10 protein-coding genes, 3 tRNA genes and 3 pseudogenes are annotated in these 11,727 nt (G+C 60.5%); 12 read left to right on the forward strand and 4 right to left on the reverse strand.

Annotation, left to right across the window (positions count from 1 at the left end):
- Positions 1-78: 78 nt before the first annotated feature.
- From sufB to JCM21793_RS28575, 7 genes and pseudogenes are all read left to right on the forward strand, one after another.
- Complete coding sequence (sufB, locus tag JCM21793_RS05175) at positions 79-1,602, forward strand: Fe-S cluster assembly protein SufB (protein ID WP_007008056.1); 1,524 nt, start codon at positions 79-81, stop codon at positions 1,600-1,602.
- Positions 1,603-1,629: 27 nt separating this feature from the next.
- Positions 1,630-2,384: pseudogene (sufC, locus tag JCM21793_RS24280) on the forward strand (Fe-S cluster assembly ATPase SufC).
- Positions 2,385-2,393: 9 nt separating this feature from the next.
- Positions 2,394-3,665 carry a Fe-S cluster assembly protein SufD gene (sufD, locus tag JCM21793_RS05185; protein ID WP_025029676.1) on the forward strand — a complete coding sequence of 424 codons (1,272 nt, stop codon included), beginning with the start codon at positions 2,394-2,396 and terminating at the stop codon, positions 3,663-3,665.
- A 159-nt stretch (positions 3,666-3,824) separates the two neighbouring features.
- Complete coding sequence (locus JCM21793_RS05190; protein WP_025029677.1) at positions 3,825-5,066, forward strand: cysteine desulfurase; 1,242 nt, start codon at positions 3,825-3,827, stop codon at positions 5,064-5,066.
- A 5-nt stretch (positions 5,067-5,071) separates the two neighbouring features.
- Positions 5,072-5,470, forward strand: coding sequence for an SUF system Fe-S cluster assembly protein (locus tag JCM21793_RS05195; RefSeq protein ID WP_025029678.1), 399 nt, complete (start codon positions 5,072-5,074; stop codon positions 5,468-5,470).
- 89 nt (positions 5,471-5,559) lie between these two features.
- Entirely contained in the window at positions 5,560-5,940 is a 381-nt protein-coding gene (gene sufA / locus JCM21793_RS05200; protein WP_007008062.1) for a Fe-S cluster assembly scaffold SufA, read from the forward strand.
- Between the two features lie 10 nt (positions 5,941-5,950).
- Positions 5,951-6,270: pseudogene (locus JCM21793_RS28575) on the forward strand (TfoX/Sxy family protein); the annotation flags it as partial.
- 78 nt (positions 6,271-6,348) lie between these two features.
- Here the strand turns inward: JCM21793_RS28575 and JCM21793_RS05210 are convergent.
- Positions 6,349-7,761, reverse strand: a complete 1,413-nt coding sequence (locus JCM21793_RS05210) for a DEAD/DEAH box helicase (protein ID WP_025029679.1) — start codon at positions 7,759-7,761, stop codon at positions 6,349-6,351.
- A 164-nt stretch (positions 7,762-7,925) separates the two neighbouring features.
- On the reverse strand, positions 7,926-8,699 hold the full coding sequence (locus JCM21793_RS05215) for an NAD kinase (RefSeq protein ID WP_007008065.1): 774 nt from the start codon (positions 8,697-8,699) through the stop codon (positions 7,926-7,928).
- Between the two features lie 161 nt (positions 8,700-8,860).
- Between JCM21793_RS05215 and JCM21793_RS05220 the strand changes: the two genes are divergently transcribed.
- Positions 8,861-8,936 (forward strand) — tRNA-Thr (locus JCM21793_RS05220).
- A 57-nt stretch (positions 8,937-8,993) separates the two neighbouring features.
- Here the strand turns inward: JCM21793_RS05220 and JCM21793_RS05225 are convergent.
- Together JCM21793_RS05225 and JCM21793_RS05230 are read right to left on the reverse strand one after the other, a co-directional pair.
- Positions 8,994-9,392: a DUF4440 domain-containing protein gene (locus JCM21793_RS05225; RefSeq protein WP_210164477.1), complete on the reverse strand. Its 399-nt coding sequence runs from the start codon at positions 9,390-9,392 to the stop codon at positions 8,994-8,996.
- A 211-nt stretch (positions 9,393-9,603) separates the two neighbouring features.
- On the reverse strand, positions 9,604-10,458 hold the full coding sequence (locus JCM21793_RS05230; protein WP_007008067.1) for a TrmH family RNA methyltransferase: 855 nt from the start codon (positions 10,456-10,458) through the stop codon (positions 9,604-9,606).
- Positions 10,459-10,642: 184 nt separating this feature from the next.
- Here JCM21793_RS05230 and JCM21793_RS05240 point away from each other — a divergent pair.
- The 4 genes and pseudogenes from JCM21793_RS05240 to JCM21793_RS28580 all read left to right on the forward strand — a co-directional run.
- Positions 10,643-10,727, forward strand: a tRNA-Tyr gene (locus JCM21793_RS05240).
- Positions 10,728-10,757: 30 nt separating this feature from the next.
- Positions 10,758-10,831, forward strand: a tRNA-Gly gene (locus JCM21793_RS05245).
- A gap of 154 nt (positions 10,832-10,985) precedes the next feature.
- On the forward strand, positions 10,986-11,450 hold the full coding sequence (locus tag JCM21793_RS05255) for a DUF2867 domain-containing protein (RefSeq protein ID WP_051556118.1): 465 nt from the start codon (positions 10,986-10,988) through the stop codon (positions 11,448-11,450).
- A gap of 194 nt (positions 11,451-11,644) precedes the next feature.
- Positions 11,645-11,727 (forward strand): annotated as a pseudogene (locus tag JCM21793_RS28580) (GTP-binding protein); the annotation flags it as partial.

The raw sequence follows: 11,727 nt of genomic DNA on the forward strand, positions 1-11,727 counted from the left end.
GGTTTGCAACAAGGCAATCAGGGTGTGCACAATTTGAAGACGGCCGGGCCTTGACCCCGGCATGGATGGAGAACGCATATGCCTGCCGTGCAGGAGACGATTGATCAGGTCCGCATGATCGATGTGGACCAGTACAAGTATGGTTTCGAGACGCTCATCGAGAGCGAACTGGCCCCCAAGGGCCTGAACGAAGACATCATCCGCTTCATTTCGGCCAAGAAGGAAGAGCCGGAGTGGATGACGGAATGGCGGCTGAACGCCTACAAGCGCTGGCAGGCCATGGAAGAGCCGAGCTGGGCGCGCGTCAGCTATCCCAAGATCGACTTTCAGGATCTGCACTACTACGCAGCGCCGAAGAACCAGACCGGTCCGAAATCGCTGGATGAAGTCGATCCAGAGTTGCTCAAAACTTACGAAAAGCTCGGTATCCCTTTGAGGGAGCAAGAAATTCTTGCCGGTGTGCGCAAGCAGGGCGAGCCGAGTGATCTAGACGATAGCCCGAGCGACAATGTCTACAGCTCCGGGCGCGTTGCTGTTGATGCGGTGTTCGATTCCGTATCGGTCGTGACCACATTCAAGGAAGAACTTGCCAAGGCCGGTGTGATCTTCTGCTCGATCTCCGAGGCGATCCGCGAGCATCCCGAACTGATCCAGAAATATCTGGGCTCGGTCGTGCCGGTGTCGGACAATTATTATGCCGCGCTGAATTCCGCCGTCTTCACCGATGGCTCCTTCGTCTATGTGCCGAAGGGCGTGCGCTGCCCGATGGAATTATCGACCTATTTCCGCATCAACGAGCGCAACACCGGCCAGTTCGAGCGCACGCTGATCATCGCGGAAGAGGGTGCCTATGTGTCTTATCTGGAAGGCTGCACCGCGCCGCAGCGCGACGAGAACCAGCTCCACGCCGCCGTGGTCGAGCTGATCGCGCTCGACGATGCGGAGATCAAGTACTCCACGGTCCAGAACTGGTACCCGGGTGATTCCGAGGGCAAGGGCGGCATCTACAATTTTGTCACCAAGCGCGGCGATTGCCGGGGCAACAATTCCAAGATCTCCTGGACCCAGGTTGAAACCGGTTCGGCGATCACCTGGAAGTACCCGTCCTGCATCCTGCGTGGCGACAACAGCCGCGGCGAGTTCTACTCGATTGCCGTTTCCAACGGCCATCAGCAGATCGATTCCGGCACCAAGATGCTGCATCTGGGCAAGAACACGTCGAGCCGCATCATCTCCAAGGGCATCTCCGCCGGCAAATCGCAGAACACCTATCGCGGACAGGTTTCGGCGCACCGCAAGGCGGCCAACGCCCGTAACTTCACCCAGTGCGACAGCCTGCTGATCGGCAATGACTGCGGCGCGCACACGGTGCCCTATATCGAAGCAAAGAACGCCACTGCGCAGTTCGAGCACGAGGCGACCACGTCGAAGATTTCCGAGGATCAGCTGTTCTACGTCATGCAGCGCGGCATTCCCGAGGAAGAGGCCATCGCGCTCATCGTCAACGGCTTCGTCAAGGACGTCATCCAGGAACTGCCTATGGAGTTCGCCGTCGAGGCGCAGAAGCTCATCGGTATTTCGCTTGAAGGTTCGGTCGGCTGAGGCCGGCGCATTTGTTTGGAAAAAATCATGCTTGAGATCAAAAACCTGCACGCCCGCATCGCCGAGGACGGCACCGAGATCATCCGTGGCCTCAACCTGACCGTGAGGGCCGGCGAAGTGGCCGCGATCATGGGGCCGAACGGCTCCGGCAAGTCCACGCTGTCCTACATTCTTGCCGGTCGCGACGACTATGAGGTGACCGAGGGCGAGATCCTTTACAATGGCGAGTCCATTCTGGAAATGGATCCGGCAGAGCGTGCCGCCGCCGGCATTTTCCTTGCCTTCCAGTACCCGCTGGAGATTCCGGGCGTTGCACGATGGAGTTCCTCAAGACCGCCATTAACGCGCAGCGCAAGGCGCGTGGCGAGGAGGAGCTGAAGATCCCCGAGATGCTGAAGCGCGTGCGTACCGCAGCCGACGAGCTCGACATGAGCATGGACATGCTCAAGCGTCCGCTCAATGTCGGTTTCTCCGGCGGTGAGAAGAAGCGGGCCGAAATCCTGCAGATGAAGCTTCTGGAGCCAAAACTCTGCGTTCTGGACGAGACCGATTCCGGCCTCGACATCGATGCGCTGAAGATCGTCGCCGATGGCGTGAACGCCCTGCGTTCGCCGGATCGTGCCGTGCTGGTGATTACCCACTACCAGCGTCTTCTCGACTACATCGTTCCCGACACGGTTCACGTTCTCTACCGCGGCCAGGTGATCAAGTCTGGCGACAAGGATCTGGCGCTTGAGCTGGAGAAGAACGGTTACGCCGGCGTCATCGACGCAGCCGCTTGAGGTGACGAGATGAACCTTCATGCTCAAAACACGCTGACGGAGGCCGAGACGGCGCTGGTCAACGGCTATTCCAGCCGTTTTTCCGACCTGCCCGGCGATGCCGATGTCACCGTCCGTCGCGATGAGGCGCTCGAGCTTCTCAAGCAGGGCCTGCCCACGCGCCGCGTCGAAGCCTGGCATTACACCGACCTGCGCCGGCTTCTCTCCGTCGTTCCGGATTTCAAGCCGGTCGCCAATGCCGAGGCCGTTGCGCCGCTGATCGAAAACGCGCTCGTCCTGCCTGTGCTGAACGGCACTGCGCATGGCCGCGAGGCAGGACCCGAAGGGCTCACGGTCGCAACGCTCGCCGACAAGCTTCAGGAAGGCGCGCTGCCTGCCGAATGGCTGACGGCTTCCGACCGGTTCGACGCTGTCGGCGCGATCAATGCTGCCTTCGTTTCGGATGGCTACTGGCTCGACATTGCCGAAGGTGCGGAGCTTGACCGCCCGATCGAGCTTCAGAATATCCATGCGGGCGGTCAGGTGCATGGCCGTTTCGTGGTCAATGCGGCAGCCGGTTCAAAGGCGACCATCATCGAGCGCCAGACCGGTGCCGGTGATGCGCTTGCATCGTCCGTCACGCATCTGGACGTTGCCGATGGCGCGAATGTGCTGTGGATCCTGCTTCAGGAGCAGCCGGACGATGCGGCCTATCTTGGCCAGTTTTCGGCTTCGCTTGGCAAGGATTCGAGCCTCACACTCTTCATCATGAACGGCGGCGGCAAGCTGGTTCGTCAGGAAGTGAAGGTTGTGGCGCGGGGCGAAGGCTCCGAGTTCAAGCTTCGCGGCGTGAACCTGCTCGGCGGTGAGACCCATTGCGACGTGACCATGGTGCTCGATCACCTGGCACCCGACACGGTCTCCACCGAAACGTTCCGCAATGTCGTAACGGGCAAGGCCAATGGTGTGTTTCAGGGCCAGATCCGCGTTGCGAAGGTCGCTCAAAAGACCGACGCCAAGATGGCCTGCAACACGCTTTTGCTGACCGATGAAGGCGGATTCTCTTCGAAGCCGGAACTCGAGATCTTCGCCGATGATGTGGCCTGCGGCCATGGCGCGACGGTGACCGATATCGAGAAAGAGCACCTCTTCTACCTGATGGCGCGCGGCATTGACGAGAAGACCGCACGCGGTCTGCTGGTCAAGGCTTTCGTGGCCGAGGTCATCGAGGAGCTTGAGGACGAAACCGTGATCGAGGCGCTGGAGGCCAGGCTGGTCGACTGGTTCGCCGAGCACGGCTAGAGCGCCGTGCGTCCATTCGGGCGCACAAAGGACGCTCTACCCTATTGGAGCTTCGCATCGTGCTTTCCGAAAATCGATTTCGATTTTCGGGCCGATGCGATAATCCCAAACCACTCACACCCGCCTTTCTGAGCGAGGGGCGGGCACGCGGGGTTCGAAATGGACCAGAAGGTCGACACTATGCGTTATGACGTTGAAGCCGTTCGCCGGGATTTTCCCATCCTGGCGCGAGAGGTTTACGGCAAGCCGCTCGTCTATCTCGACAATGGCGCGTCGGCGCAGAAACCGCAGGCGGTGATCGATGCGATCACGCATGCCTACAGCAATGAATACGCCAATGTTCATCGTGGCCTGCACTTTCTCTCGAACGCCGCTACGGATGCCTATGAAAAGGTGCGTGAAACGGTCCGGCGCTTCCTGAATGCGGAAAGCACCGATCAGATCATTTTCACCAAGTCGGCCACCGAGGCGATCAACACCGTCGCCTATGGTCATGCGATGCCGAATATCGGCGAAGGCGACGAGATCGTTCTGTCGATCATGGAGCATCACTCAAACATCGTGCCCTGGCATTTCCTGCGCGAGCGCCATGGTGCGAAGCTCGCCTGGATCCCGGTCGATGAGGAAGGGGTGCTCACGGTCGAGGCGTTCGAGAAGACGCTGACCGACAGCACGAAGCTCGTCGCCATCACACATATGTCGAATGTGCTCGGCACCGTCACGCCGCTCAAGGAGATCATTCGGATCGCCCATGAGCGCGGCATTCCGGTTCTGGTCGATGGCAGCCAGGGCGCTGTCCACCTGCCGGTCGACGTGCAGGCGCTCGACTGCGATTTCTATGTCTGCACCGGGCACAAGCTCTACGGGCCTTCCGGCATTGGCGTGCTCTATGGCAAGAAGGAGCGCCTTGCCGCCATGCGGCCCTTCCAGGGTGGCGGCGAGATGATCGAGGACGTGACGCTCGACAACGTCACCTACAACGATCCGCCGCACCGTTTTGAAGCCGGTACACCGCCCATCGTGCAGGCGATCGGGCTTGGCGCGGCGCTGGAATATATCGAAGGCATTGGTCGCGAGGCGATTGCGGCTTACGAGGCCGATCTGGTGCGCTATGCGCATGACCAGCTTGGCCGCATCAATTCGCTGCGGATTTTCGGCAATGCGCCGGACAAGGGCGCCATTGTGTCCTTCGAGCTTCAGGGCATTCATGCCCATGACGTGTCGATGGTGATCGACCGGGCAGGTGTCGCCGTCAGAGCCGGGACGCATTGCGCCCAGCCGCTCTTGAAACATTTCGGCGTCACCTCCACATGCCGTGCATCGTTCGGCATGTATAATACACGCGAGGAGGTCGACGCCCTCGCTGAAGCGCTTGAGAAAGCGCGGCGTTTTTTCGGGTGAACAAGATGACTGATACACCGCAGGATACGGACCAGCCTGTCGAGGCTACAGCCCCTCGGGAGATGGAAGCCAAGATGTCTTCCATTCCGCAGGAAGAGCTTGCGCGGCTGACAGACGATATCGTTAGCGCGCTGAAGACGGTCTACGATCCGGAAATCCCGGCTGACATTTATGAACTCGGTCTGATCTACAAGGTCGATATCGAGGATGACCGGTCGGTCAAGATCGACATGACCCTGACCGCGCCCGGTTGTCCCGTGGCGGGCGAGATGCCAGGCTGGGTGCAGAACGCCGTAAGCAGTGTCGAGGGCGTGGGCGATGTCGAGGTGACGATGGTGTTCGATCCGCCGTGGACGCCGGACCGAATGTCGGAAGAAGCGCAGTTCGCTGTCGGGTGGTATTGAGTGCTGCTCTTGCAACGCGGCCGAATCCTGCCCATCTTTTGCACATGACCATTCCGCGAGCCTTGCACTCGCTGTGAACGGAGATTTTTATGAGCCGATTTCAAGTGATGACGATGACCGACGCCGCGGCAGACCGCGTGCGTGAAATCGTGTCCGCCCGAGACGGCGCCAGGGGCGTGCGGGTCGGCATCAAGAAGGGCGGCTGTGCGGGTATGGAGTATACGGTCGATCTGGTGACGGAACCTGATCCAAAGGACGACCATGTGGAACATGAGGGCGCGCATGTCTATGTGGCGCCCGAGGCGGCGCTTTTCCTGCTTGGCACTGAGCTCGATTTCGAGGTCACGAAGCTGCGCACAGGCTTTACCTTCAAGAATCCCAACCAGACTTCCGCCTGCGGCTGCGGTGAATCCATCGAACTGAAGCCTGCTGACCTGAAAGCGCTGGCCGAAGCGCGCGGTACTGCCTGACGGGCGGGCGGTGGACGACGACGCCATACGCGATCTTTTCGCAGGGCTCGGTCCCGTTACCATCCGGCGCATGTTCGGCGGCAAGGGAATTTACCATCAGGGAATTGTTTTCGCATTGCTGGTTGGCGGCGAGATATTGCTGAAGGCCGACGCGCAGACCGCGCCGGCTTTCAAGGCGGCCGGTTCACGGCAATGGGTTCCAGCGGGACACAGGGGGCGGGGCCGGTTGTCATGCCCTACTGGAGCATACCTGACCAAGCGATCGACGACCCCGATGAAATGACGCTGTGGGCACGCCGTGCGTTCGAGGCGGGCTGCGAAGCAGGAAAAATAATCATTCGTGCAAAAAAAAGCCGCTGCGGGAAGGCTCCAGCAGCGGCTTTGTTCATTCCGTCATCCGGTTCGGCTTCAGGTCCTGACCGGGATCTTCATGAACGCTGGCACGTCTTCGCCGAAGCCGACAGTGGTGTCTTCCTCGCGCTGATGGCGTCGCTGCTCTTTGCGGGGTTCTGGGCGAGGTTCTGGTTTGTCCTGCTTTGCCTTGCGCTCGGCATTCTCGGACTTGATTTCGTCCTTGCGCGACTTTCTGCCGGAAGGTTTTTTGTCGTCGCCTGCCGCGTCCTTCTTGCTGTTGCGTTTTGCTCCGCGTCCGCGCTTGTGTTCGTCGGTTCCGTCTTCCGCCTGGAGCGTCGAGAGATCGCCGTCCAGCCATTCGACATCCTGGCCGATGAGCTTTTCGATCGAGTCCATGTATTTGCGATCGGCCTTGGTAATCAGCGTGAACGCTGCACCCTTGCGGCCCGCGCGGCCGGTCCGGCCGATACGGTGCACATAATCGTCGGCATGGGTGGGAATGTCGAAATTGAAAACGTGGCTTACATCGGGGATGTCGAGCCCGCGTGCTGCGACGTCGGAAGCGACGAGCAGCTTCAGATTCCCTTTGCGGAAATTCTCCAGCATCGTCATCCGCGCGCGCTGGTCCATATCTCCATGCAGTGCGCCGGCGTCATACTCGTGACGGACCAGCGAACGGAACAGCGTCGCCACTTCGCTCTTGCGATTGCAGAAGATGATCGCGTTTTTCAGCGTGTCACCCTGAGAATCGATTAGCGACCGGAGGCGCTCGCGCTTCTCCCAGGGTTTTGAGCCGCATTTGACAAAGCGCTGGGTAATGTTCGTCGCGGTTGTCGCCGGGCGCGAGACTTCCACACGGACCGGCGCCTGCAGAAACTGCTCGGTGAGCTTGGTGATCTCCGGCGGCATGGTGGCCGAGAAGAAGAGGGTCTGCCGTGTGAACGGAATGAGCTTGCAGATGCGCTCGATGTCGGGGATGAAACCCATGTCGAGCATCCGGTCGGCCTCGTCGATCACGAGGATTTCCACACCGGTCAGAAGAAGTTTCCCTCGCTCGAAATGATCGAGCAGACGCCCCGGCGTCGCGATCAGCACATCGGCGCCGCGCTCCAGCTTCTTCTCCTGCTCGTCGAACGAAACACCACCAATCAGAAGCGCGATGTTAAGCCGATGGTTCTTGCCATATTTGACAAAATTTTCCTCAACCTGCGCGGCGAGCTCCCGTGTCGGCTCCAGGATGAGTGTCCGGGGCATACGCGCCCTGGCACGTCCGCGCTCCAGCCGCGTGAGCATGGGCAGGACGAAGGACGCTGTCTTTCCGGTCCCTGTCTGGGCAATGCCCAGCACATCCTTGCCGGTCAGAGCATGCGGTATGGCGCCTGCCTGGATCGGTGTGGGTTGCGTGTAGCCCGCATCGGCCACGGCGGAGAGGACCTTTTGGGACAGGCCCAGATCGGAAAATGTCAACGCTTCCTGAGCGGTGTCTTGTTCTTCTGCTGGCACGTTTCGGCTGTCTTTGTGTTTGCGGCGTGGTGCCGCCCTGTGAGGCCCTGGAACCCCGAATCCCCCGAGGGCGTACGGCCTGACGCGTGCGATGTCAACAGATCAGTTGCCGTAAAGTCAGCTATTGTTCAGTAACGGAACTGCTCGGAAAGGATGCGTTCGTTCCAGGAATGGCTCTCGTCGAACAGAACGGTCACGGTTTCCTGGTGCGATTCGCGGACCGTCACCGACACGACCGACTTGATCTCGGTGTGGTCGGCGACCGCGTTCACCGGCCGTTTTTCAGGCTCGAGTATATCGAAATGCACCGTCGCCTGGTTGGAGAGCAGGGCGCCGCGCCACCGGCGCGGACGAAACGGGCTGACGGGGGTAAGCGCCAGGAGGGGCGCGTCCAGCGGCAGGATGGGCCCGTGAGCGGACAGGTTGTAGGCCGTGGAGCCGGCAGGCGTCGCCACCATGACACCGTCACAGATCAGTTCTTCCAGACGCACCTTGTCGTCGATGGCAATGCGGATCTTCGCTGCCTGGTATGACTGACGCAGAAGCGAGACCTCGTTGACGGCGAGTGCCCGGACCCTGTTGCCATCGGCATCGATGGCCTCCATCTGCAGCGGGCGCACGGTTTCGGGGATTGCAGCGGCGACGCGCTCGCGCAGGCCGCGCTCCCGGTATTCATTCATCAGAAAACCGATTGAGCCGCGATTCATGCCGTAGATGCGCTTTCCCGCACTCATTGTTTCGCGCAGCGTGTGCAGCATAAAACCGTCACCGCCAAGCGCCACGATGACGTCAGCATCCTCGGGCCTTTCCTGGCCATAGAGCGCCGACAACCGTTTTGCCGCTTCCTGGGCATCCTCAGTGTCGGCGGAAACGAAGGCGAGGGCCATTGTTTGTTGGGTCATGGCGGTCGGACAGGCCTTGAATTCGCGGCGGGCAGCTATCGGTTAGCATGTGGGCGTTTGCCTGCAAAGGCAAACAAAGTCGCATTCATATGGGGATCGGACATAATCGATGCCAGTTTTGATTTCACTCTTGCGCGGTTTGTGCTAACGGAGCGCCGGATGCCCTTGTAGCTCAGTTGGTAGAGCACCTGATTTGTAATCAGGGGGTCGGCGGTTCGAGTCCGTCCGGGGGCACCATTTTTCACAGACAGCTATGCAACTCCCAGCCCCCGTTCCGATTGCGTGGTGGGCGCTTCATAGACCGTCGCAGCTTTCGGCGATCTGGGTCTGATTGCTTTCCCGGACCCTCGCTCCCTTGATCACAAAGCGCTCACTCGTGAGAACGGAATTGCCCGGGAAGTCGTAGCACACGGTCACAACCGTTTCGGTGTCCAGCTCTTCTTCCACGCGATAGCGGATGTCGGTGCCGCTGCCTGTCGCGTCCTCCCAGGCGTCGAGCGAACCGAGAAACTCTTCTTTCGTCTGCTCAATGCCTACGTCGTTCAGGATGATCCGCGCATCGTCGGCAAGGAGATCTGCAAGTGCCTCGCGGTCGGTGGTGCGCAGGGCGTCGAACCATCGGGCGAGAACGGTGCCGTCATCGGCGAGCGATGGTGAAACGGTCAGGGCCATGGCGGCCAGAAGCAGTCGCATCCGGTGCAGCATCATAGAGAAACCATGTCCAGTGCTGTTGCGTTCGGTTCGGCTGAGGCCATCCTAGAGCATCGGACCGATAAAGTGGAATCCGGTTTTCGGGCTGTTCCGATGCTCCATCAATTGTTTAGATCGTTCTTGGTGCGCGCGGATTGGCGCGCGGCGATCCAGCCGTTTTGGCGCGGTTCTTGAAACCCGTGAACAGACGGAGCTATTCCGTGTCCGAAATGGTCTTCAGGTGCAGGCAGGCCGCATAGAGGGAGACCGCCGCGGCATTCGACACGTTGAGCGAACGGATTGCGCCCGGCACATCGAGCCGCGCCAGGGCGGATACGGTCTCGCGGGTTTTCTGCCGCAGACCTTTGCCCTCGGCCCCCAGGACCAGAGCGATCCGGTCAGCCTCGAATGTGCTTTCGAGGCGCTTCGGTCCATCCGAATCGAGGCCGATCGTCTGGAAGCCGGCCTGCGCCAGTTCCTCGAGCGCCTCGGCGAGGTTGCGCACGGTGAGATGATCGATGTGCTCGAGCGCGCCGGAAGCCGCCTTGGCGAGAACACCGGATTCGGCCGGGCTGTGGCGTGCTGTCGTGACCAGTGCGTTGACGCCGAAAGCAACGGCGGAGCGCATAATGGCGCCGACATTGTGCGGATCGGTAACCTGGTCGAGAACGAGAACGAGGGCCGCCCCGTCGAGATCACGCAGTGGCGCGGGCTTGAGTGGCTCCGCCTCAAGCAGCGCGCCCTGATGCACGGCATCGGGGCCAAGTAGCCGGTCGATCTCGCGTGGCTCGACAGTTTCCACCGGGAAGGACAGGGCCTCAGCGTCCGCAAGTTCAAGGCGCGTGGCCGCGTTCCGGGTAATACAGAGACGCTTGATTCGTCGCTTCGGATTGTCGAGCGCGGCCCGTACCGTGTGCAGCCCGTAAAGGCGGACGATCCCATCCCCCGTGCCGGGCCCGGCAGGGAGCGCATGCTTGCCCGGCTTCTGCTGGGCACGGTCCCTGTGGGCGCGTCTGAGGCGCGCGTAGTGGCTGTCTTTCGGGGTCCGGGAGTTGTGATCGTCGCTCATGGCCTCTCTATAGTCCTGCGGCGGCATTCTGGAAACCGGATTCGCAGGGTGCAAGTTTTTCGGCGAAGATTTGCGACAGGCGGTTGACACCGGAGAGCCGCCTCGTCATAAGGCGCATCGCGGAACGGAGCAGGGCGATTTGCCTTTCGAAATTCCGCCACGTCGCTGAAGCTCCGACGGAAACGGAGGGGTGTCCGAGTGGTTAAAGGAGACGGACTGTAAATCCGTTCGCTATGCGTACGCTGGTTCGAATCCAGCCCCCTCCACCACCGTCGATCAGAGCCAGCGAAACGAACCCGGCGGGTATAGCTCAATGGTAGAGCAGCAGCCTTCCAAGCTGAATATGCGGGTTCGATTCCCGCTACCCGCTCCAGCGTTCCATCTTTGGCCTTTCATCCCCCGGCATCTTGTCTTTCTGTGTTTGTTTGTCGCATTCGGCCGCTTTCGGATAGCTCCTGCGTTGGACGTGCTGCATGATGCTCTTGCCGGTTTGTCCATAAGGGCGCACAAGCTGTGGAGCTTTTGTCATGTTGATGTCCGAGGTGGGGCTTGCTGAGGCACCGGCCGTTTTGCCGGGAGCGCGTTTCTCCGACACTTTTGACGCAGTTTCGCGAGAGCGGATCGATGCCGGCGTCGCCATGGAGCGCGGGTTCAAGACGGTCCCCGGTTGGGTCGACAGTCTGATGCGCCTGCGCGATCGTCTGGTGGCGCCATTCGGACTTAAAACGAGGGACGAGACGGCGCGCGCGGACAGGGCGGTGCCGTTTCCCATACTGGAGCATACACCGGAGCGGATCGTCATGGGGACCGATGACAGGCATCTGGATTTCCGCGTGATTCTTGGTGCAAACCCGATGGAACGCGGAGGTACGCGTGTCTCCTGCACGACGCTGGTCCGGCCGCGCAATCTGCTCGGGTGGCTCTATCTTTTGGCGGTTCTACCGTTTCACAAGCTGATCGTGGCGGCCACCGTGCGCCGCATCGTAGCCTGAACCCGGTTTTGTAACCGGCGAGGGTGGCCTGCTTCATCACGAGTCCCGAACAGGCGACTGAAACACCCGATAGCAGGGGCAAATCGGCCTGCGGGGCCGGCCAAGCGGTAAAGGGGCTTGTAATTTTGCGACTTTGTCGGTAATCGCCCCGCATCTAAAACCCAAACGCATCCACGGCGCCAAAGGAAGTTGCAATGGCCAAAGGTAAATTTGAGCGTACGAAGCCGCATGTGAACATCGGCACGATTGGTCACGTTGACCACGGCAAGACGTCTTT

It is taken from the genome of Nitratireductor aquibiodomus NL21 = JCM 21793 (genome assembly GCF_000615975.1).
In the GTDB taxonomy this organism is placed as follows: Bacteria; Pseudomonadota; Alphaproteobacteria; order Rhizobiales; family Rhizobiaceae; genus Nitratireductor; species Nitratireductor aquibiodomus.

Bases quoted from the DNA above. Each gene is read 5' to 3' on its own strand.
- sufB (WP_007008056.1), top strand. From the start codon at position 79: ATGCCTGCCGTGCAGGAGACGATTGATCAGGTCCGCATGATCGATGTG.
- sufD (WP_025029676.1), top strand. From the start codon at position 2,394: ATGAACCTTCATGCTCAAAACACGCTGACGGAGGCCGAGACGGCGCTG.
- JCM21793_RS05190 (WP_025029677.1), top strand. From the start codon at position 3,825: ATGGACCAGAAGGTCGACACTATGCGTTATGACGTTGAAGCCGTTCGC.
- JCM21793_RS05195 (WP_025029678.1), top strand. From the start codon at position 5,072: ATGACTGATACACCGCAGGATACGGACCAGCCTGTCGAGGCTACAGCC.
- sufA (WP_007008062.1), top strand. From the start codon at position 5,560: ATGAGCCGATTTCAAGTGATGACGATGACCGACGCCGCGGCAGACCGC.
- JCM21793_RS05215 (WP_007008065.1), bottom strand. From the start codon at position 8,699: ATGACCCAACAAACAATGGCCCTCGCCTTCGTTTCCGCCGACACTGAG.
- JCM21793_RS05225 (WP_210164477.1), bottom strand. From the start codon at position 9,392: ATGCGACTGCTTCTGGCCGCCATGGCCCTGACCGTTTCACCATCGCTC.
- JCM21793_RS05230 (WP_007008067.1), bottom strand. From the start codon at position 10,458: ATGAGCGACGATCACAACTCCCGGACCCCGAAAGACAGCCACTACGCG.
- JCM21793_RS05255 (WP_051556118.1), top strand. From the start codon at position 10,986: ATGTTGATGTCCGAGGTGGGGCTTGCTGAGGCACCGGCCGTTTTGCCG.